This window comes from Alteromonas sp. ABH2_165 (assembly GCF_056159945.1).
The window spans coordinates 125755-147809 of sequence record NZ_JBSWWF010000009.1 but is presented as its reverse complement, the minus strand read 5'-3'; the positions used below and the strand labels follow the sequence as shown (position 1 = coordinate 147809).

Below are 22055 nucleotides of genomic sequence, written 5' to 3'. Positions count from 1 at the left end.
GTGGTTTTAAACTGAATAAATTAACTGAACTTATGACTGAAAATTTTGCACAACTTTTTGAAGAAAGCCTCCAGGAATTAGAAACACGCCCTGGTTCGATTGTTAAAGGTACCGTAGTTTCTATCGACAAAGACATCGTTCTTGTTGATGCAGGCCTGAAATCAGAAAGTGCTATCCCAGCTGATCAATTCAAAAATGCTGAAGGCGAATTAGAAATCGCTGTTGGCGATTCTGTAGACGTAGCACTCGACGCAGTAGAAGACGGTTTCGGTGAAACTATCCTGTCTCGTGAGAAAGCTAAGCGCCATGAAGCTTGGGTTGAGCTGGAAAAAGCTTACGAAGATAAAGCCACTATCAAAGGCGTTATCAACGGTAAAGTTAAAGGCGGTTTCACTGTTGAAGTTAACAGTGTACGCGCGTTCCTGCCAGGTTCTCTGGTTGACGTACGTCCAGTACGCGACACCACTCACCTGGAAGGTAAAGAGCTTGAATTTAAAGTAATCAAGCTTGATGCGAAGCGTAACAACGTAGTTGTTTCTCGTCGTGCAGTTATCGAAGCAGAAAGCAGCGCAGAACGTGAAACTCTGCTGGCTAACCTGGAAGAAGGTCACGAAATCAAGGGTATTGTTAAGAACCTGACTGATTACGGTGCGTTCGTAGATCTGGGTGGCGTAGATGGTCTTCTGCACATCACCGATATGGCTTGGAAGCGCGTTAAGCACCCAAGTGAAATCGTAAACGTTGGTGACGAAATCAACGTTAAAGTTCTGAAGTTCGACAAAGACAAGCAACGTGTATCTCTGGGCATGAAGCAAATGGGCAACGATCCATGGCACGACATTTCTCAGCGTTACCCAGAAAGCACTAAGATCTCTGGTCAGGTAACTAACCTGACTGACTATGGTTGCTTCGTAGAAATCGAAGACGGCGTAGAAGGTCTGGTTCACGTTTCTGAAATGGATTGGACTAACAAGAACATCCACCCATCTAAAGTTGTTAGCTTAGGCGACACTGTAGAAGTTATGGTTCTGGAAATCGACGAAGAGCGTCGTCGTATTTCTCTGGGTCTGAAGCAGTGTATTGCTAACCCTTGGGAAGAGTTCGCGAAGTCTCACGAGAAAGGCGACAAAGTGTCTGGTAAGATCAAGTCAATCACTGACTTCGGTATCTTCATCGGCCTTGACGGCGGCATCGATGGTCTGGTTCACCTGTCTGACATCAGCTGGAACAAAACTGGCGAAGACGCAGTTCGTGAATTCAAGAAAGGCGACGAAATCTCTGCCGTTGTTCTGCAAGTCGACCCAGAGCGTGAGCGTATCTCTCTTGGCGTTAAGCAAATCGAAGAAGATCCTTTCAACAAGTATCTGACAGATAACAAGAAAGGTGCTATCGTTAACGGTACAGTTACTGCTGTTGACGCGAAAGGCGTTACAGTTAACCTGTCTGAAGAAGTTGACGGCTACATCCGTGTTGCTGACTTGTCTCGTGACCGTGTAGAAGACGCTTCTGAAGTTGTTAGCGTAGGCGAAAGCATCGAAGCGAAATTTATGGGCGTAGACCGTAAAAACCGCACTGTTAACCTGTCTGTTAAAGCGAAAGATCAGGCTGACGAAAAAGAAGCTATCGACAAAGTTAACCAGCAGGAAGACGCTGGCTTCGCAAACGCGATGGCAGAAGCATTTAAAGCTGCTAAAGGCGAATAATGCAAATACGGGTGTGCTAAACCCACACCCGTTCCGTAGTAGCTGTACCATAATGTTTTTACGAGAGAGGTTTTAGATGACCAAGTCGGAACTGATTGAACGGCTCGCGGACCAGGCGCGACATATCCCGGCAAAAGATTTAGAGCTGGCGATTAAAGAAATTCTGGAACAGATGGCGCAAACTCTGCAAAAGGGTGAGCGTATCGAAATTCGTGGTTTTGGTAGTTTTTCACTGCATTACCGCGCTCCGCGTGTTGGGCGTAACCCTAAAACCGGAGATACCGTTAAACTTGATGGTAAATATGTTCCACACTTTAAACCCGGTAAAGAATTACGTGAACGGGTAGATAGCGCCATCAGCGCTTAATTCTAAAAAGCCGCATTCTGCGGCTTTTTTTATTTCTGCTCTTTGTTATTTCTGCAATCGCATAACTACGTATCCCCATTCCGTAAGAAGCATAATAAGAACGCGGTAGACCATCTTTATCAATAAGTCTAATTTATAAGATTAAAACTTGACCACGATCTCATAATCGATATATTAGAAAGGTGCTAATTAATACTTTTTTGCTGTAATAATAAAAATAATGCCAGCTTCCGAAGAACAACAGGTCATAAAACAGTATCAGCCGCTCATTAGAGCGCTTATTCCTTACGAGCAAGATAATAGACTGCTCGAAGGCCTGAACAAGTTCACGGGTCGTGTTTCGGCTTCTATTCGCAAAACAATTAAAGAAGAAGTCATCAGGCTCACGTCACTGACTGACGCGCCAGCGGACAATTCCTCCTTTGCACAATTTCCTGTTTTCAAATTTTCCCATTTTGGGGTCGAAATGCGGCTCGATAAAGTGGGGGCGCAAATACTGCAAAAAGAGTCCGAACTTTATCGAGAGCGTTATACGGTTGGTGTTTTTGAAACCATCACTAATTCTGATTTTTATAAAGAACACCTTAAGAAGGAAAATCATAAAAAAATCGTTGATGCGTTCACAATCGAAAGCCAAACGTTAGACGACATTAATTTTGGTGATGAACTGGCAATTACACCCCATTTTCCCGTGTCTTCACTTGAGTTCGAAAAAGGGCGTAGCTGTACGGTATCTTCGTTTGCCAGTAACAGTATGTCGCTTGAGAGCAAGCGCCCGCCGAAAGTAAGCTCGAAAGAGGTATTTAGTTTTCATTTACCCGAGATACCAGGCATACCCAAAGAGCAGGCTGTTAGATACATGGTAAGTGCGATTAAATTCAATAAGCACACCGAAAAATACGAAACGCACTTTCGACTTCACCCGACTACCGACCCAAAAATAGTGGCAGCACTAAAAAAATATGTGAACATGGCTTCGTTTCAACAGCCTTTGCAGCGTGAACTGGAAAGTGAACGAGCCATGCAAGATCTTGAGCGTGATCGTATTCTCGATAATAGCCCGTGGGTTCCGGTATTTTTGCAAGTGAATAAGCAAGGTGTAACACCGCTCTCGGTGCTTTTCACGGCCGCTAACGAACAGTTTAGTGGCGGAATTCCTGCCACTCATGATCTCACTCGCCCAAAGCTTATCGCACGAGTCATGGCTGAGATGACGACGTACTCTGAGTCGTTTGTCATAACAGGGTTAATACAAACAAAGCAGGGCGAGGTAAGAATTGCCGCGACAATTCGTGAGCTCGAGAAAGCTGGCATAATCGCTCAGGTTGTTCACTTGCTCAATGCGAATAACTCGATGTACTGCGCACACTGTCGCTTGCAGCAGGTTGGTAACGTAGATAAGCAAAAAGCGTTTGCCATTCATGACATTGTCTCGAACGAGAACGAGCAGCTAATGCAGATTTCCCATGTCATGTTTTATCGAAATGCGACGGAAAGTTTGACTGGCTTGGCTCTGAGTCAGCGACTGCCGATGCCAGCAATCCCCGATGAATTCTTGCAAGACACCGCGAAAGCGAAAATTTCGCTGCTTTTTGATGAGCAACTTAACCGGCGTGCCGAAACCCGATATTTGCTGGAGAAGGAAGGGGCAATTAAAACGGGGTTGTTAAAATCACAACAGGTGTTCGTAAAAGACATCTCGCCCAATGGCATGTGTATTGAGCTGCCTGAACCACTATCGTCGGCTGAGAAAGAACTGAAGGTTTCCGTACCCGAGTTCAAACTCAAGTCTCAGCGTTACCGCGTTGTCGGTGTTTCGTCTTGCAAGAAGGTAATACGGCTAAAGCTGTTTGCAAAACGAGAGACAGTTTGTGCAAGCATTAATCAGTTAGTAAATAAAAATATCAGTTACTTTAAATCTCGCGATTTAACGGTAATTCAGCGAAGAAGCCACCGATTTGCCTGGGAACTGGCTGTTCGTCATCATCCCTCTGCCAGCATTTTGTGTATTAATAACCGTTATTTAATCAACCGTCTGAAAACACTTTATCAGGCCAGTGAATGCAGTGATTTATATCCATTTTCTGTTATCGAAAATGTGGTGCCTATGCATGGCTTTTTCGCCGATAAAAACGCGGATAAGCCTAAGTCTCGTTTGCTATCGGAAATGTTCGAGGGAAAAGTAACCTCCGCGAATGTCGTGCATTGCGTGCGTAAAAGCGATAGCAAGCTGGTTTACCTTCCAGAACAAGAGTATTTCTTCGGTGTGTTAAGAAAGCAGGTGCATAACCATTTGACTGAAAACAAAATTGAGTTATGCGTAACCAAGGTTGACGTAAGCCGATGCCAAAATCACGAAACAACTATGTCTAAAAAGCGCCTGGCTCAGCTTTCTCGTATCGATAAACCCATGTACGATCGCTTCAGCGTAATGCAGACCTCTTATAGTCATGTATTGTATTTGACTAGCGAATCTGCTCTTCACAGCGCAGTGATGCGCGCAAAATTGCGTCCGGTCAAAGCTAAAGCTGAGCAAAAGCAGGCTGCAGCGACAGCATAACGTAGATTTTTACTGATTCTGATATTATGTTTTCCTTCAATTTGCTATCCTTTTGCTTAGTTGAAAAACAAAGGTTTTTACGTTGAAAGGAATAATCACACTTCTTGTTATCGTTTTCCTGTTAGTGATGGCATTCGCCATTGGCTCGCAGAACGAAACGCTAGTGACCGTTAATTATTTGATAGCGCAGTCTGAACTCCGGATGTCTACGCTAATCGCTATTACGTTATCCATTGGTATCCTTATAGGATTACTCATGATGCTTCTTAGCTGGCTGAGCTTGCGTGTTCAGCTCGTTGCGGTGCGGGGCCGGTTACGCAAGGCGACGAAAGAATAAAATATGCTGGAATTGTTGTTTCTTCTTTTGCCTGTTGCGGCCGGCTACGGTTGGATAATGGGCCGCAACAGTGTGCGTCAAGCGCAGCGGAAACAATCGAGCATTTTATCCCGTCATTATTATAAAGGCCTCAATTTTCTTTTATCCGACCAGCCTGATAAAGCTGTCGATACACTCATCAAGATGATCAACCTCAATAGCGATACGGTGGAGACTCACATCGCCATGGGGAACTTTTTCCGACATCGCGGAGAAATAGATCGCGCCATCAAAATTCATCAAAACCTGGTTTCAAAAGAGGAAATTCAGGGAACACAGCAAGAAAACGCGCTCAAAGAGTTAGGCAAAGATTACATGCAGGCCGGGTTTCTGGAACGTGCTGAAGGTGCTTATCTGCAATTATTGAATAGCGATAGGCACTATCAGGTCGCTCAACAACAATTATTCAGCATTTATCAGACAACCAAAGAATGGGAGCGCGCCATCGAGCTTGCTGAGCGTATGGTGGAGTGCCATGGCGATACAGATGATGTGAGTGAACGGCTTGCCCATTTTTATTGCGAGCAGGCACAAATAGAACAGAGCAATGGTCAGCAGGGCGACGCACTGATATTGCTTCAAAAAGCGGTAAACGCTGATGAGCATGCTGTACGTCCCTGGCTTATGCTGGGACATATTGCGTTAGACCAAAAACGATATTCCGACGCGAATGCCTATTTTATTCAAGTTGCAGAACACGACCTGAACTGGTTTAGTGAAGCGGTTCCAAGTTTAGAAGTCATCGCTAACGAAACCGGAGATTGGGATGGTTTCGAGAAAGCATTGGCTTCGCATTGGCAAGAATGTGCAACGTCTTATCTCGCCATGGTCGATATTAAAATTCACCAAGGTAAAACATCCGAAGCTGCCCAATATTTGCTTGATCAATTGCGCAAGCGTCCTACCATGAAAGGGTTCAAAACCCTCATGGGGCTTTATATAGACCAAATCAACGATACTGAATCCGCAGATAGTTTACGTTTGTTGAAAGGTTTAGTTGAAGAACAGATCAAGCAGCGTCCCAAGTACCGCTGTGCAAGTTGCGGGTTTTCTGGAAGAAAACTGTATTGGCTATGCCCATCCTGTAAGAAATGGAATGTAGTAAAACCCATCAAAGGCTTAGACGGAGAATAAATCTCTCATGCAAGATCCTAAAGTCATCGTCGCTCTCGATTACGACAATGCAGACAATGCCCTGGCATTTGTTGACCAGCTAGACCCAAGCCTGTGCCGGCTGAAAATCGGTAAGGAAATGTTTACCTTATTCGGCCCAGAACTGGTTAAAAAGCTTCAGAATAAAGGCTTTGATATCTTTCTTGATCTCAAATTCCACGACATTCCGAACACGGTTGCCAAAGCATGTAAAGCGGCAGCAGAAATGGGCGTGTGGATGGTAAATGTCCATGCAAGTGGCGGCCTGGAAATGATGAAAGCAGCGAAACTGGCCATTGAATCCAGCTCTCATCCACAAACCAAACTGATCGCCGTAACAGTATTAACCAGTATGGATGAAGCACAACTTCAACGTGTTGTTCCTGGTGTAACACCTGCCCAACAGGTTGAGAAGCTTGCGGCGCTCACTTTTGAAGCGGGCCTGGATGGTGTTGTTTGTTCGGCACAAGAAGCCGTGCTTCTACGGAAAACCATGAAGGCACCTTTCTTGTTGGTCACGCCTGGTATTCGTCCTGCTGGCAGTGATGTTGGCGACCAAAAACGTGTGATGACACCCGTCGATGCGATGGAAGCCGGCGTGAGTTACCTTGTGATGGGCCGTCCTATTACCCAGGCAGACGAGCCCATTACCGTATTAAAAGAAGTAAACGCATCACTTTAAATATATTGTGGTTTATAAAACAAAAGCCCCGCTGTGTTCGCACACCGCGGGGCTTTTTCAGTAACTACTACTGATTATTTCAACGCTTCTTCTGCTGGTGTGTAGGTGAGGCCCAGCTTTTCACCTAAAGCATCAACTACGGCTTTGTAAGTCACTTTACCTTCGTGAACGTTCAGTCCGTTCAACAAATGTTTGTCATCGAGCATGGCTTTCTTAGGCCCTTTGTTGGCCAATGCCAGACCAAACGGCAGCGTTGCATTGTTCAGCGCCATGGTTGATGTACGAGCAACACCGCCCGGCATATTTGCTACACAGTAATGAACTACGTCATCAATAATGTATACAGGATCTTGGTGAGTGGTGGCCTTAGAGGTCGCAAAACAACCGCCCTGGTCAATTGCAACGTCAACCACGACTGAGCCTGGCTTCATCGCTTTGATGTGTTCTTCGTTCAGCAGTTTAGGAGCAGCCGCACCCGGAATAAGTACCGCGCCAACCACTAAATCAGCTTTTGAAGAATATTGCTCGATAGCATCTACTGTTGAGAATACTGTTTTTACCTGACCATTAAAGATATCGTCAATCTGACGTAAACGAGGTAGAGAGCGATCCAGAATAGTGACATCTGCCCCCATACCCACAGCCATTTTCGCCGCGTTAATGCCTACCACGCCGCCGCCGATTACTAATACTTTTCCTGGTGCTACGCCTGGTACACCGCCGAGTAACGTACCACTGCCGCCATGCGCTTTCTCAAGGTAGTGCGCACCTGCTTGAACAGACATACGACCTGCAACTTCACTCATTGGTGCTAGCAGAGGTAGACCACCACGGTCATCTGTCACTGTTTCGTAAGCAATACACGTTGCGCCTGAGGCAATGAGAAGCTCTGTTTGCACTGGGTCTGGGGCAAGGTGAAGGTAAGTGTACAGGGTTTGGCCTTTTCTCAGCATCTTACATTCGTTTGGCTGTGGCTCTTTCACTTTAACGATCATTTCTGCTTCGGCAAAAATTTCTTCCGCTGTTGCAGCGATATGTGCACCAGCAGCGATATACATATCATCAGTAAATCCAATCGCTGTACCTGCGTTGGTTTCCACAACGACACTATGACCGTTTGTGACAAACTCCTTCACTGCGGCTGGCGTCAGGCCAACACGGTACTCATGGTTTTTAATTTCTTTTGGTACACCTACTAACATAGAACCCTCAATCATTGCTGTTTTATTGTGTTTTGAAGTGCCGCAGTATACGTGATGAAAAAACGAAGTTTGTGCTGAAGATTTCTGAGATGCCATGTTATATTCTGAGTTATAGCCAAATTGCGGAATATAATATGCTGGTAAAAACCCCGAAACACCTTGACCGAATAGACAGGAATATACTCATTCAACTTCAGAAAGACGGCAGAATTTCTAACGTTGAATTGGCAAAATCAGTGGGGTTGAGTCCGAGTCCGTGTTTGGAAAGAGTCAAGCGGCTAGAGGCGCAGGGATACGTAAAGGGCTATCACGCAACACTCGAACCTGAGAAGCTAGGCGCAGCTATGTTGGTGTTTGTTGAGATTACCTTAACAAAGACTTCAGTGGATATATTTGCAGAATTTTCTGCTGCCGTTCAAGATCAGGAAGACATTCAAGAATGTCACCTTGTTTCTGGCGATTTTGATTTTTTGTTGAAAGCCAGAGTGGCTGACATGTCGAGTTATCGAAAGTTACTTGGCGATACATTATTACGGCTTCCTGGCGTGAGTGAATCTCGTACTTACGTGGTGATGGAGGAAGTAAAAAGTACTACCTCTTTACGTATAAACCTCAAATGAGCTGTGAGTCGGTCAATTTCGATTAGAAAGTCGTCATGCAGATGTACCGTAGGCAGATTAAAATAGGTAACTAAGCTACCTTTATGGTAGGCTTTTGCTATAAAAACACCTGTTGAAACGAGGGAATTTCAGGTTGTATTCAGCCATGATTCAGCAGGGTTGCAAATAATAATGAATGTTTCAAACAGGCCGGCGTTGTCTTCCGTGTGCAGGGAAATGCCTTTACACAAACGCCTGGCTGATATTAGTGATTAGGGTTTATGGCGCGTTTAACAGGTGTTCAGCGATTACTCGAGGCCGGCATGATTGTCGCCAGTGTGTTCGCTTTCTTCATTCTACTGGCATTAGCTTCCTTCCATCCCGGCGATCCGGGGTGGAGTCAGGCCGGGCTGCAACTCGATGTACATAACTGGGTTGGCGCTACCGGGGCATGGGTTGCCGATTTGTTATTGTTTAGCTTTGGTTGGCTGGCCTATTTATTACCTTTCTGTTTTGCCTTCATTGGCTGGTTTCTTTTCCAGCATGTGAAAGATCTTGATGAGTTCGATTATCTTACTATCGGATTGCGTATCATCGGCGGCTTGCTGATTGCGTTGGGCGTAACAGGCATCGCCAGCATTAATTTCAACGATTTGTATAACTTTTCTGCCGGCGGCTTTGTCGGTGATGTCATCAGTTCAGCGCTCATTCCGTATTTTAATACTGCCGGAACCATTCTGCTGCTGCTTTGTTTTTCCTGCACCGGTTTCACCTTGCTAACCGGCATCAGCTGGTTGGACATAATTGATGGTCTGGGAAGTGCCACCATATGGTTTGGACGCAAAACGATTACGGTACCACAGCAACTCATTGGTCTTGAAATGCCACGTCTTGCGCTTTCTTCTCCGGAAAAATCAGCGGGGCAGGGGAGTGACGATTCTCTCGATGTGACAACGTTGAGGGCTGCCCCTCCTGCAGATGATGAAAAGCCCACGAAGACGTCCACTGGCCGTACATATGGCAGTTCAAACAGGGACGAACCTTCTTTTAGTATTCCAGATGAAGTGTTTGCTGACGAAGAAGAACCCGAATATACCCTGAATGAAGGCAGCAGCGACAAAGTTGATAGCAAATCTTCAGGATTTTCTTTTAGCAGCTTAAAAGAAAAAGTCATGCCAACAAAAGAGAAAGCCCCATCAGAGCCCGAAGTAGAAAAATCGGAACCTACTTTCTCTGCGTTTGATGATGTCTCAGAAACCGACAACACAAGTACGGAAAGTGGAATCAATACGCCACCGTGGACAGAAGAACCAACGGCTGCCCAACAGCCTGAAACGTCGGGCACTGCGCCTGCAGCTTCGCAAAAGTCGAAAGCGCCTACCACGTTGGCAGAGGCCGTGGCTGCAAAAGAAGCAGAAAAAGCTGAAATTGCTGCACTTGGTCCCATGCCTTCATTTGAACTGTTGGATCGCCCGAATCGGAAAGAAAACCCCATCACCCAGGAGGAAATGGATATGCTTTCCCGCCTGGTTGAAGACAAATTGAAAGACTTCAACATTGAAGCGAACGTGGTAGGTGTTTATCCAGGCCCGGTGATTACCCGATTCGAACTTGATTTAGCCCCTGGTGTGAAAGTCAGTAAGATTACTGGTCTTTCAAAAGACCTAGCACGTGCTATGTCTGCAATGTCAGTACGCGTGGTGGAAGTTATTCCTGGTAAGTCGGTTATTGGTCTTGAGTTACCGAACAAAAAGCGCGAGATGGTAAGTTTAAAAGAAGTGATCACCTGCGACGCTTTCCAGAGTAATAAATCGGCGCTAACCATGGTATTAGGTGCGGATATCAGCGGAAAACCTGTGGTGGTTGATCTTGCGAAAATGCCACATTTGTTGGTAGCCGGTACCACAGGTTCAGGTAAATCGGTAGGCGTAAACGTAATGATTCTGAGCTTGCTGTATAAGTCTAAGCCAGAAGATGTACGCATGATAATGATTGACCCGAAAATGCTCGAGCTCTCGGTATATGAAGGCATTCCGCATTTGCTTGCTGAAGTGGTAACTGACATGAAAGAAGCCGCCAATGCCTTGCGTTGGTGTGTGGGCGAAATGGAGCGTCGTTATAAGCTAATGTCTGCGCTGGGCGTACGTAACCTCAAAGGTTATAACGCCAAAGTGCTGCAAGCCATTGAAGACGGCGAGCCGATTAAAGATCCACTGTGGCGTACCGAAGACAGTATGGAACAGGAAGCGCCTGACCTCGAGAAATTGCCTGCGATTGTCGTGGTGGTGGACGAATTCGCTGATATGATGATGATCGTCGGCAAAAAAGTAGAAGAACTGATTGCCCGGATTGCACAGAAAGCCCGTGCTGCGGGAATACATCTTATCCTCGCGACTCAACGCCCATCGGTAGACGTTATCACGGGTCTGATTAAGGCCAATATTCCCACCCGTATTGCGTTCCAGGTATCCAGTAAAATTGATTCCCGCACTATCCTTGACCAACAGGGCGCAGAAGCCCTTCTCGGCATGGGTGATATGCTTTATTTGCCGCCAGGCAGCCCTGTTCCTACCCGGGTGCATGGTGCATTTGTTGACGATCATGAAGTACACGCGGTGGTTAGCGACTGGCAGAAGCGCGGTAAACCCAATTACATCGATGAAATTCTAAACGGTGAATCGTCAGCCGAAATTCTGTTACCCGGTGAGGCGTCAGAGAATACCGACGAGGAATACGATGCTTTCTTCGATGAAGCCGTGGCATTTGTTACGGAAACACGACGGGCCAGTGTATCCTCAGTGCAGCGCAAATTCAGAATTGGTTACAATCGCGCTGCCCGCCTGGTAGAACAAATGGAAGCAAACGGTGTCGTATCTTCACCGGGCCACAACGGTAACCGGGAAGTTCTGGCACCACCTGCACCGAAGGAGTAATTAGTATGCGTCAGGTTTTAGCATTATCGGCAATGGTATGTTCTCTTAGTTTTTCATCTGTAGCGATGGCTGGTGATCAGGCCACCACAGAACTGCGCACCTTGCTCTCTCATATCAGTCAGTATAAAGCGAGGTTCAAACAAACCATTACTGACACCGAAGGTAATGTGGTTCATGAAACCAATGGAAATATTATGCTTGCTCGTCCAGATAAATTACGCTGGGAAACGGTATCACCAGACGAAAATACCTTGGTGGCCGATGGTGAAACCGTTTGGAATATCGACCCTTTCGTCGAGCAAGTCACGATTATCGATCAGAAAAAAGCGGTTAAAGATAACCCTATTATGTTGATCACTGCTACGGACGATGAGACCTGGGCGAAGTTCGTGGTGAGAAAAGCGGATGCGGTTAGCGACGAGTACTTTGTTACGCCGGTGAACCAGGATGGACAGATTCGTGAACTTACCCTTATTTTCAGTGATGACGCCTTAGTTGGCTTAACCACACTAGATGCACAGGAGCAAATTAGCAGTCTAAAATTCAGTGCCGTTGAGACCCAATTCCCTCTGGCAGCCGATGCCTTTACGCCTTCTTTTTCTGATTCTTACATAGTTGATGACCAGCGGTGAGTTTATTTTCTCAGGATGATTACGCGCCGCTTGCGGCGCGGATGCGCCCTGTCAGCATTGATGAATATGCAGGCCAGCAGCATTTATTAGGCGAGGGTAAACCGCTGAGAAAAATGCTCGAGGCGGGACAGTGTCACTCGATGATCTTGTGGGGACCACCCGGCACCGGCAAAACCACCTTGGCGGAAATGATTGCACAATATACTCATGCAAAAGTCGTCCGGTTGTCAGCAGTAACGGCGGGTGTGAAAGATGTACGTGCGGCCATGGAACAGGCAGAGATAGATAAACGTCATGGTCAGCGAACCCTGTTGTTTGTCGATGAAGTACATCGCTTCAATAAGAGCCAACAAGATGCCTTTTTGCCTTTTGTTGAATCTGGTGTGGTGACTTTCATCGGTGCTACCACCGAAAACCCATCGTTTGAACTGAATAATGCTTTACTGTCTCGGACCCGGGTATACGTACTCAAAGCGCTTGACGACGAGGCGCTGAATCGTTTGCTCGAACGGGCATTGCACGACACCGAGAAAGGTCTTGGCAGTCGTGGTTTGTCGCTTACTGATGAAGCGCGCAGTGCACTGATTGGGTTATGTGCTGGCGATGGACGTAGATTGCTTACGTACCTCGAATTAGCCAGTGATTTTGCTGAAGGTCATGAAATTGTCCTAGCCGATATTGAACAGGCTGTAGGCGAAAAAGTCGCAGCCTATGATAAAGGCGGTGATGCGTTTTATGATCTCATCTCTGCCTTCCATAAATCGGTAAGGGGCTCTGATCCTGATGCCGCATTGTATTGGTACGCCAGAATACTTAATGGTGGCGGCGATGCACTGTATGTAGCAAGGCGGTTGCTGGCGATTGCGTCTGAAGATATCGGTAACGCTGATCCCAGAGCCTTGCACCTTTGCGTAACTGCATGGGACTGTTATCATCGTGTTGGTCCCGCAGAAGGTGAACGGGCTATTGCTCAAGCCGCGGTGTATTGTGCCCTGGCGCCAAAGAGCAATGCGGTTTATATGGCGTTTTCGCAGGCGAAGCAGTTGGCCGCGAAAGCACCTGATTATCCTGTTCCCATTCACCTGCGTAACGCCCCAACTGCACTGCTTAAAGAGCTCGGCCATGGTGATGAGTACCGGTATGCCCATAACGAGCCAAACGCTTTTGCGGCGGGTGAAGTGTATCTGCCACCTGAACTTGCTGGGAATCGGTTCTACGAGCCTTCCGAGCGTGGGCTGGAACAAAAACTAAAAGCGAAGCGGGATTTTCTCGACGCACTCAATCAACAAGCATGGAATAAAAAGGGATAACACAATGCCAACAGGGATTGTACTTTACTGTTATATTGCCGCTGGCGGTGCCATGGGGGCCTGCTTGCGCTATTTTGTTAGTTCAAACATCGATTCCTGGTTTGGAAAAGCGTTACCGTTTGGTACACTCACCGTCAATGTGGTTGGCTCTTTCAGCCTGGCACTTTTATATGGATTCATAGAGCGGAACGAACTGGTGGAATCACCGTATCGGGCGCTTATCGGTGTGGGCTTATTAGGCGCCTTTACCACCTTCTCCACGTTTTCAATTGAAACGCTGACACTACTGGAAAACGGCCTGATCATGAAAGCTGTTGCCAATGTGTTACTGAATGTCTGCCTTTGCCTGTTAGCAGGCTGGGCAGCCATAGCAATGATGAAAGGATAAAAAGAATTACATGTTAGATCCAAAGTTACTTCGCGCAGACATCGATAACACCGCGAAGCGTCTTGCAGAGCGTGGTTTCACGCTGGACGTAGATGCATTTAACGCACTGGAAGATAAGCGTAAGGGTTTACAGACCAAAACGCAGGAATTGCAAAACGAGCGTAATGTTCGTAGTAAATCTATCGGTAAAGCGAAAGCACAGGGTCAAGACATCGCACCACTGTTGGCTGAAGTCGGGCAGTTAGGCGATGATCTGGATGCCGCAAAAGCCGAACTTGATGCATTACTTAGCGAGATCAGTGCATTGACACAGGGTATTCCTAACTTACCGGATGCTTCTGTTCCTGCGGGTAAAGACGAAAACGACAATGTTGAAATTACTAAGTGGGGCACACCTGCTTCTTTCGATTTTGAAGTAAAAGACCATGTTGATGTCGCGGAAGGTTTGGGTAAGGGCGCCGACTTCGAAGTGGCAACTAAACTCACTGGAAGCCGCTTTGTGGTAATGCGTGGCCAGGTGGCGCGTTTACACCGTGCACTCGCGCAATTCATGTTAGACACCCACACCGGCGAACACGGCTATCAGGAAATGTATGTGCCTTACCTGGTAAACCATGACAGCTTGTACGGTACTGGGCAACTGCCAAAATTCGGTGAAGATCTTTTCCACACCAAACCCGCCACGGAAGAAGGTCAGGGGCTTTCTTTAATCCCAACTGCCGAAGTACCATTGACTAATATTGCCCGTGACGAAATCTTTGATGCGAAGCAATTGCCGGTAAAAATGACCGCACATACACCTTGTTTCCGCAGTGAAGCCGGTTCGTATGGTCGCGATACCCGTGGCCTAATTCGTCAGCATCAATTCGAGAAGGTTGAGCTAGTGCAACTGGTGAAGCCTGAAGATTCCTTCAATGCGCTGGAAGAACTAACCGGTCATGCTGAAGTTATTCTGCAGAAATTGGGCCTGCCATACCGTAAAGTTCTGTTGTGTACCGGCGATATGGGCTTTGGTTCGTGCAAAACCTATGATCTGGAAGTGTGGCTACCGGCGCAGGATACTTATCGCGAGATTTCATCTTGCTCAAACATGCTGGATTTCCAGGCGCGCAGAATGCAAGCACGTTACCGTAACCCTGAAACTAATAAACCAGAATTACTGCACACATTAAACGGTTCTGGCTTAGCGGTAGGGCGTACATTGGTAGCGGTTCTTGAAAACTACCAGCAAGCTGACGGCAGTGTGAAAGTGCCGGAAGTATTGATTCCTTACATGGCTGGCGTAACAGAAATTAAACCTTCCTGATAATTTCTGGCAGCTGTAAAAAAAGCGGAGATGTTAACTCCGCTTTTTTGTGTCTGGTAGAAAATTATAAACACTTTGCCGGTTTCGGCAGTCCCGCCAGCTTCGTAGCCTGCTTTGCGGGTCCTTTCTTAAAGAGGCGCTGAAGATAGCGGCTATTGCCTTTTTCTGGTCCGTGCTCAGCAGCAATGGCTTTCACCAGTGCGCGAATAGCTGGACTGGTGTCGTATTCCAGATAAAACGCGCGAACGAATCGCACCACTTCCCAATGCGCATCCGTCAGTTCAATGTTTTCTTGTTCAGCTAATAGCGGCACCATGCCTTCGTCCCATTGTGTGTGGTCCAAAAGATAGCCGTTTTTGTCTACCGCTATTTGCGCGCCGTTATATTCTAAAAAATGGGTGTCACTCATTTCACTACTACCTGTTTACCGTATTGCTCTATGAGCGCTACAATTTCACTGTCTGTTAACAAGGCTGCGTCTTCTACCTGCACACCACGTTGTTCGGCGTCGAGTTGACGTACTTTCAGTGTTGAGCACAAACTGGCTAGTTTATATATCTGATACACGCCATCTTCTAACAATATCACCGGTGATCCTGCCACATTCGCCGCAGCGAGGTAGCGATACATTTGCGGGGTTTCTGTGGCCGTATTAATCGTTACTATCATTAAAATGTCACCACGTGATCGGCTTGTTCGATAAGCATAATAATTCCTGCATCGTCGAGAGGCTCAGCTAAGTCTGATACGATATCTAACGAATAGTTTTGTGCGCCCATGCCCTGGCGTTCTATATCGCTTTGCGCGTAATAGCATTCCTCAATATCGAAAAACGGTAATGATTTAAGTCGCTTGCTTTGATCTTTAACCCCGTTGACTTTCTTTTGCGGCAATAGCTGATACAGACCATTCCCTTCGAATATTATCACTACCTCATGACCGTAGTTCGTAGCGGCAAGTGCAAAATCCAATCCGTCAGATGCATCGCTGGTACCATAAGGTGCGCTGGTCAATCTAATCAATAGTTTAGCCATTAGAATTGCACCAGATGTTTGCTGTTGTGTAAATCGGCAAAAAATTCACCCAGCCCCGTCTGTTCAAACGGTACAATGTCATTTGCATTTATACCGCGCTTTTCGCCAGCGGTCATACAAACCCGTAAGGTTACATTATGTTTTTGCTTCAGTGTTTTCCATGCCGCGAAATAATTGGTTTCATCATTCGGCGGGGCCATTGCGGGCATCGCATTATAAATCCCACGCTGATAAAAAAATATTTGGTCAATATGATGCCCATCAGCCAAGAGCTGATGACAGAAGGCAAGGGCAGTAGACGCTCCCTGATCGTCATAAGGCGCTGATGTAACAAGGACGGTGTAATTAGACATAGAAATAAAAAAAACACCCCGTTTGGGGTGTTTTCTCCAGACTCACGGGTAACGATTAGTCGTCGCTACCGAACGCACCTAACAGATGCAGAATCGCTGTGAACAGATTGTAGATGTTCAGGTACATCGATACTGTTGCACGAATGTAGTTAGTTTCGCCACCGTTAACGATACGGCTGGTATCGAACAGAATGAAACCAGACATTATGAAAACAATTGCTGCACTAATTGCCAGTGAAACCGCAGGTACCATAAAGAATATGTTAGCGATACCAGCAACAATGGCTACAACCAAACCAACAATCAGAAAACCGCCCAGGAATGAGAAGTCTTTCTTAGTGGTGAGTGCATAACCAGAAAGCGCGAAGAATACCAGTGCTGTTGCACCTAAAGCCTGCATAATAAGGCCCGGACCACCCATTGCGAGATAAAACTGCAATGTATAACCCAAAGATGCACCCATCAAGCCGGTGAAAGCAAATACCCAGTAAATACCGGAAGCTGAATCCGCTTTTTTCTGAACTACGAATAAAGTGATGAAAGCGCCGATGGTCATTACCAGAGACATAATAGGTGAAATACCTACTGCCATGGCAATGCCGGCACAAACAGCACTGAAAGCCAGGGTCATGGCAAGCAGCATATAAGTATTGCGAAGCACCTTATTGGTTTGCAATACTGACTGTTGAGATGCACCTGCATACATCGAACGTTGATCCATTGTTTCCTCCAGAAGGATATCGTTAAAAACCAAAAAAATATGGTGATGTAATCTTAGGTCATTTGTATGGGTTTTGGTTCAATATTTCAAGTGCTTTCCACATCAAAGACACCCCTTGTAACATCTTACGTTTAATTAATACGCAAGTTGGGGTAAATCCAGACCAGTTTGTTTAAAACATAAGCGCTTGAACAGTTTTTTAAAATTATCCCTTTACAGCCATAAAAATATCATTAAGATACGCAGCACTTACGGAGAGATGGCAGAGTCCGGCTGAATGCACCTGACTTGAAATCAGGCGAAGGGTCAAACCTTCCGGGGGTTCGAATCCCTCTCTCTCCGCCATATTCTACAAAACACCGCCTCCCAGGCGGTGTTTTTGTTTGTGCAGATTGATCGCTTCCAAATAGCCATAGCATGTTGTTTGTCATCGCTTCTTTAAAATTAGATTTAGCGGTGACGATAGACGACAGCAAACTGGTGGCATATTGGTCGCTTTATCAGCCAATATGGCAAAATTTGCACACATTGTTTATTGATTGCGCATTCGATTGATTTTGTGAGAAAAAAGACTTTTCACAGCGAAAAAAATCATTATTATACGCAGCACTTACGGAGAGATGGCAGAGTCCGGCTGAATGCACCTGACTTGAAATCAGGCGAAGGGTCAAACCTTCCGGGGGTTCGAATCCCTCTCTCTCCGCCACATTCTAGAAAACACCGCCTCTCAGGCGGTGTTTTTTTTGTGCCGTTCTCAGTTAACATTACATTTCCTTCATTGATCTGACTTAATCTGTTCACGTAGAAAATTGATTATATTTCGTTATGAAAGATAATTTAGTCGGGGCAGGTCATATTTCCTAATATAACCAGATAGTTCATCAGTTATCTGCCATCCGCATTATTCTCCTCAATTGAGCATTTTAAAAAGTAAAAAAGGGTTGCTATGGACGTCCTGCACACACCACATCTGCAAGAAGGCACCGTAGATGAAAAAAGAAAAGAGATCTTGGCGTATTTTCATCAGTCTTTTGATCGTTACGAAAGCCTGTTTTCGGTATTAAAAAATGACGAAGCGTTTTATCAACGCCCTGAAAAGTTACGTCATCCACTCATTTTCTATTTTGGGCATACGGCAACGTTCTTTATAAATAAGTTAGTGTTAGCCAAGTTAATAAACGACCGCATCAATCCGCATTTTGAGTCGCTGTTCGCCATTGGCGTTGATGAAATGAGTTGGGATGACCTCAACGACGACAATTATGCGTGGCCAGCGGTTTCTGAAGTCAGAGCGTATCGTGCCCAGGTTCGCCGATTAGTTAGCGATTTAATTGCCACGCTTGATTTCCGTTTACCCATTGACTGGGAAAGCCCCATGTGGCCAATTATCATGGGCATTGAGCACGAAGGCATTCATCTGGAAACGTCCTCCGTGTTAATCCGCCAGTTACCGCTCCCGTTTGTCCAACAACAGCTTGATTGGTCTCCTTGTGCAGAGAGCGGCGATGCACCTGCAAATACACTTTTACCTGTTGAAGGCGGCGAGATAACCGCCGGTAAACCTTTCAGCGCGGCCTATTACGGTTGGGACAATGAATATGGTGAACATCATGCTGAAGTAAAACCTTTCTCAGCGTCGCAGTTTCTTGTAAGTAATGGCGAATTTCTTCGCTTTGTCACCGATGGCGGTTATGCTTCGCCAAAATACTGGGAAGAAGAAGGCAAGCAGTGGCTGGCTTACACCAAGGCTGCCCATCCCGTATTTTGGCGAAAAGAAGGCAATAGCTATATTTATCGCGCAATGACCCAGGAGATGCCGCTTCCTATGGACTGGCCTGTTGATGTGAACTATCACGAAGCAAAGGCCTTTTGTAATTGGCTTGGCAGTAAAACTGGGAAAAATATTCAATTACCCACTGAAGATGAATGGTGTCGCTTGCGTGATGAGGCCGGTGTAGATGAAACCCTGTATAACGATAGCTGGAATATTGGTCTGAATGGGCCCGCGTCGTCGGTACCCGTTAATCGATTTCAACGAAATGGCTTTTATGACGTTGTAGGTAATGTATGGCAATGGACCGAAACCCCGATTTATCCTTTTGATGGTTTTCAGGTGCACCCCTTGTACGATGATTTCACCACGCCAACTTTCGATAACAAACATAATCTGTTTAAAGGGGGCTCATGGGTATCGACTGGCAACGAAGCCATGAAACACAGTCGATATGCATTTCGCCGTCACTTCTTTCAACATGCAGGCTTCCGTTATGTTGAGTCTGACGAGGTAATTAAAGTGAACGATCTCGATTACGAGAGTGATACACAGGTTTCTCAGTACAGTGAGTTCCACTATGGAGCGAACTACCACGGCGTGCCGAACTTTGCTTCTGCTTCCGTGGCTTACGCAATGCAGTTTGTGAAAGACAAACCCACTGCAAAAGCATTGGATTTAGGCTGTGCTGTTGGTCGGGCAAGCTTTGAACTGGCAAGATACTTCGATGTGGTTGACGGCATCGATTTTTCTGCGCGTTTTATTAAAACGGCGTATGCCATGCAGCAACACGGAGAAGTACGTTATAACCTGATTGACGAAGGTGATCTCACGACATTTAAGGTGGTGCGCCTGGCAGATTTAGGATTGAGTGAAACGGCAGACAAGTGCCAATTTGCTCAGGGGGATGCATGCAACCTCAAACCCCAATTCACCGGCTACGACTTTATTTTAATGAGTAACCTGATCGACCGGGTTTACGAGCCGAAAAAACTGCTTAATGAAATAAGAGAGCGATTAAATGTTGGTGGCATTCTGGTGGTGGCATCGCCGTTTACATGGTTGGAAGAATATACCGCCAGAGAAAACTGGTTGGGTGGATACAAAGATGAAAACGGTGAAACCCTTACCTCTACCGCTGCCCTTGAACAGGCACTTGGTGACCATTTTGCCCGCGTTGCAGCGCCACAGGAGCTGCCTTTTGTCATTCGTGAAACGAAACGTAAATTTCAGCATTCATTATCAGAATTTAACGTATTTGAACGTGTGAAATAGTTTATTTCCTTCATGTTTCACGTTTAGCTTTATTATAATGTGAAAGCAAGCCGGGCCTCCGGCTTGCTGTTTTGTTTTCTAATCATTTCCTTCATCGCACTGCGACGCCACCAAGATGGTGCGCGTTACGCCATTAATAGATTCTAAGAAATAGAACAGTCAACGCTAGTTTCTGAAGTATTAATCCGTCTCTACAGGATTAAAATACGCACATTACCTTTGCAGGAGAAAAACATGCGTTATATCAGAAAGGCCAGTGAGCGCGGGCACGCCAATTTTGGCTGGCTCAATTCCCATCATTCGTTTTCGTTCGGTCGCTATTATGACACTGAACATATGGGAATTTCTATACTTCGGGTTATTAACGATGACCGCGTCGCGCCTGGAAGAGGGTTCGAAACTCATGGCCATAAAGATATGGAAATCTTGTCATATGTAATAGAAGGTCAATTGGCACACAAAGACAGTACGGGAAACAGCGATGTGATCCCGGCGGGTGATATTCAGCGCATGACGGCAGGGCGCGGTATCATGCACAGCGAGTTTAACGGTTCTGATAAAGATGAAGTCCATTTTCTACAAATATGGGTACTACCGGCCCAAAACGCGTTAACGCCAGGTTATGAGCAAAAAACAATTCAGCAGAAAGGGGCGCTTACGCCAATGGTTACACCAGACGGACGAGCAGGCACTGTAAAAGTGCATCAGGATATGACCCTATCGCGCCTGCGCTTGTCAGAAAATGAATCGATTTCTATCGCGACTGAAAAACGCATGGGTTATTTGCACGTAATAAAGGGGGAGATTAGTATCGACAGCCAATCGTTTGAAGCTGGTGATGGACTTGGTGTTTACCAGGACGACACCCTGCAAATACATGCACACGACGATACCGAAGCGCTCTGGTTTGATTTGCCACAGCTTTAAAAGTGTTTGTAGTAAGACTATCTTCACTCTCACTGAATAAATGGTATTATGACCTCCGCAGTTTAGTGGCTGCGTTCAATACTTATAATAACGATTATTCAGTGAGCACAAACGTGATAAAGATTATCCTGGCAGATGACCATGAGTTGGTCAGAACAGGGATTCGACGCATCCTGGACGATGTCTCCGACTTTTCAGTCGTAGCGGAAGCAAAAAACGGGGAAGATGCAGTTAAATATTGCAGACAAAATGCCCCGGATATCGTTTTAATGGACGTCAATATGCCCGGCATGGGCGGATTGGAAGCCACAAAAAAAATCGTTCGCATGTCCGAAAACACGCGTGTTATTTGTTTATCCATGCATAAAGAACACCCTATTCCTTCGCAGGTTATGCAAATTGGTGCCTTTGGTTTTCTGACTAAAGATGCCGATCCCGATGAAATGATCCGTGCGATTTACAAGGTGCATTCAGGTCAAAAGTTCCTCCCGCCTGAAATTGCGCAAAGTATTGCTATAAGTAAGTTAGCGCCAGATGCTGATAACCCTTTCGATAATTTGTCCAGTCGTGAACTAAATATCGCGATGCGCCTTACAAAAGGACAGAAGGTGCCTGAAATTGCTAACGAGCTCAGTATCAACGCCAAAACAGTCAATACTTATCGCTATCGTATGTTCGAAAAACTCGACGTAAAAACCGACGTTGAGCTGACGCACTTGGCACTCAGGCACAAACTCATCGATCCCAATATGCTTTGATTTGCT

21 protein-coding genes and 2 tRNA genes are annotated in these 22055 nt (G+C 46.0%); 17 read left to right on the top strand and 6 right to left on the bottom strand.

The features are described from left to right. Nucleotides 1–32 precede the first annotated feature (32 nt). From rpsA to pyrF, 6 genes are all read left to right on the top strand, one after another. Nucleotides 33–1703 (top strand): 30S ribosomal protein S1, encoded by a 1671-nt coding sequence (rpsA, locus tag ACXAFQ_RS17440; RefSeq protein WP_070127696.1) that lies wholly within the window; start codon nt 33–35, stop codon nt 1701–1703. Between the two features lie 76 nt (nt 1704–1779). Continuing rightward, the gene (ihfB, locus tag ACXAFQ_RS17435; protein WP_474824684.1) at nt 1780–2070 is read left to right on the top strand and encodes an integration host factor subunit beta; all 291 of its coding nucleotides are present in this window, start codon (nt 1780–1782) and stop codon (nt 2068–2070) included. A 220-nt stretch (nt 2071–2290) separates the two neighbouring features. Beyond that, the gene (locus ACXAFQ_RS17430; RefSeq protein ID WP_474824683.1) at nt 2291–4630 is read left to right on the top strand and encodes a PilZ domain-containing protein; all 2340 of its coding nucleotides are present in this window, start codon (nt 2291–2293) and stop codon (nt 4628–4630) included. Between the two features lie 82 nt (nt 4631–4712). Further along, nucleotides 4713–4967, top strand: a complete 255-nt coding sequence (locus ACXAFQ_RS17425; RefSeq protein ID WP_474824682.1) for a lipopolysaccharide assembly protein LapA domain-containing protein — start codon at nt 4713–4715, stop codon at nt 4965–4967. A 3-nt stretch (nt 4968–4970) separates the two neighbouring features. Beyond that, nucleotides 4971–6140, top strand: a complete 1170-nt coding sequence (lapB, locus tag ACXAFQ_RS17420) for a lipopolysaccharide assembly protein LapB (protein WP_474824681.1) — start codon at nt 4971–4973, stop codon at nt 6138–6140. A 7-nt stretch (nt 6141–6147) separates the two neighbouring features. Further along, nucleotides 6148–6840, top strand: a complete 693-nt coding sequence (gene pyrF / locus ACXAFQ_RS17415) for an orotidine-5'-phosphate decarboxylase (RefSeq protein ID WP_474824680.1) — start codon at nt 6148–6150, stop codon at nt 6838–6840. Nucleotides 6841–6914: 74 nt separating this feature from the next. Here pyrF and ald read toward each other — a convergent pair whose 3' ends face one another. Beyond that, the gene (ald, locus tag ACXAFQ_RS17410; RefSeq protein ID WP_474824679.1) at nt 6915–8042 is read right to left on the bottom strand and encodes an alanine dehydrogenase; all 1128 of its coding nucleotides are present in this window, start codon (nt 8040–8042) and stop codon (nt 6915–6917) included. Between the two features lie 134 nt (nt 8043–8176). Here ald and lrp point away from each other — a divergent pair, with 134 nt between their 5' ends. The 6 genes from lrp to serS all read left to right on the top strand — a co-directional run bounded on the left by lrp (nt 8177) and on the right by serS (nt 15210). After that, complete coding sequence (gene lrp, locus ACXAFQ_RS17405) at nt 8177–8662, top strand: leucine-responsive transcriptional regulator Lrp (protein WP_474824678.1); 486 nt, start codon at nt 8177–8179, stop codon at nt 8660–8662. Between the two features lie 260 nt (nt 8663–8922). Further along, a complete protein-coding gene (locus ACXAFQ_RS17400) occupies nt 8923–11574 on the top strand; it encodes a DNA translocase FtsK (RefSeq protein WP_474824677.1) in 2652 nt (883 codons plus the stop codon). 5 nt (nt 11575–11579) lie between these two features. Continuing rightward, a complete protein-coding gene (gene lolA, locus ACXAFQ_RS17395; protein ID WP_474824676.1) occupies nt 11580–12206 on the top strand; it encodes an outer membrane lipoprotein periplasmic chaperone LolA in 627 nt (208 codons plus the stop codon). A 41-nt stretch (nt 12207–12247) separates the two neighbouring features. Continuing rightward, nucleotides 12248–13516 (top strand): replication-associated recombination protein A, encoded by a 1269-nt coding sequence (locus tag ACXAFQ_RS17390; protein ID WP_474824801.1) that lies wholly within the window; start codon nt 12248–12250, stop codon nt 13514–13516. A gap of 4 nt (nt 13517–13520) precedes the next feature. Then, nucleotides 13521–13904, top strand: a complete 384-nt coding sequence (gene crcB, locus ACXAFQ_RS17385; protein ID WP_474824675.1) for a fluoride efflux transporter CrcB — start codon at nt 13521–13523, stop codon at nt 13902–13904. A 10-nt stretch (nt 13905–13914) separates the two neighbouring features. Further along, nucleotides 13915–15210, top strand: coding sequence for a serine--tRNA ligase (gene serS, locus ACXAFQ_RS17380; RefSeq protein ID WP_474824674.1), 1296 nt, complete (start codon nt 13915–13917; stop codon nt 15208–15210). A 64-nt stretch (nt 15211–15274) separates the two neighbouring features. Here serS and ACXAFQ_RS17375 read toward each other — a convergent pair whose 3' ends face one another. From ACXAFQ_RS17375 to ACXAFQ_RS17355, 5 genes are read right to left on the bottom strand one after another with little or no spacing between them, the layout of a single operon-like run. Next, on the bottom strand, nt 15275–15619 hold the full coding sequence (locus ACXAFQ_RS17375; protein ID WP_474824673.1) for a TusE/DsrC/DsvC family sulfur relay protein: 345 nt from the start codon (nt 15617–15619) through the stop codon (nt 15275–15277). Next, nucleotides 15616–15879 carry a hypothetical protein gene (locus tag ACXAFQ_RS17370; protein ID WP_474824672.1) on the bottom strand — a complete coding sequence of 88 codons (264 nt, stop codon included), beginning with the start codon at nt 15877–15879 and terminating at the stop codon, nt 15616–15618. Before ACXAFQ_RS17370 ends, ACXAFQ_RS17375 begins: the two co-directional genes overlap by 4 nt. Continuing rightward, entirely contained in the window at nt 15879–16244 is a 366-nt protein-coding gene (locus tag ACXAFQ_RS17365) for a DsrE family protein (protein ID WP_474824671.1), read from the bottom strand. Before ACXAFQ_RS17365 ends, ACXAFQ_RS17370 begins: the two co-directional genes overlap by 1 nt. Then, nucleotides 16244–16597: a sulfurtransferase complex subunit TusD gene (gene tusD / locus ACXAFQ_RS17360; protein WP_474824670.1), complete on the bottom strand. Its 354-nt coding sequence runs from the start codon at nt 16595–16597 to the stop codon at nt 16244–16246. Before tusD ends, ACXAFQ_RS17365 begins: the two co-directional genes overlap by 1 nt. 55 nt (nt 16598–16652) lie before the next feature. Next, on the bottom strand, nt 16653–17318 hold the full coding sequence (locus ACXAFQ_RS17355) for a Bax inhibitor-1/YccA family protein (RefSeq protein ID WP_070127680.1): 666 nt from the start codon (nt 17316–17318) through the stop codon (nt 16653–16655). Nucleotides 17319–17571: 253 nt separating this feature from the next. Here ACXAFQ_RS17355 and ACXAFQ_RS17350 point away from each other — a divergent pair. The 5 genes from ACXAFQ_RS17350 to uvrY all read left to right on the top strand — a co-directional run bounded on the left by ACXAFQ_RS17350 (nt 17572) and on the right by uvrY (nt 22049). After that, a tRNA-Ser gene (locus ACXAFQ_RS17350) sits at nt 17572–17663 on the top strand. Between the two features lie 269 nt (nt 17664–17932). Beyond that, a tRNA-Ser gene (locus ACXAFQ_RS17345) sits at nt 17933–18024 on the top strand. 240 nt (nt 18025–18264) lie between these two features. Further along, nucleotides 18265–20364, top strand: coding sequence for a 5-histidylcysteine sulfoxide synthase (gene ovoA / locus ACXAFQ_RS17340; RefSeq protein ID WP_474824669.1), 2100 nt, complete (start codon nt 18265–18267; stop codon nt 20362–20364). Between the two features lie 234 nt (nt 20365–20598). Then, nucleotides 20599–21291 (top strand): pirin family protein, encoded by a 693-nt coding sequence (locus ACXAFQ_RS17335; RefSeq protein WP_474824668.1) that lies wholly within the window; start codon nt 20599–20601, stop codon nt 21289–21291. Nucleotides 21292–21404: 113 nt separating this feature from the next. Further along, a complete protein-coding gene (uvrY, locus tag ACXAFQ_RS17330) occupies nt 21405–22049 on the top strand; it encodes a UvrY/SirA/GacA family response regulator transcription factor (RefSeq protein WP_070123744.1) in 645 nt (214 codons plus the stop codon). The last annotated feature ends 6 nt before the right edge of the window (nt 22050–22055 follow it).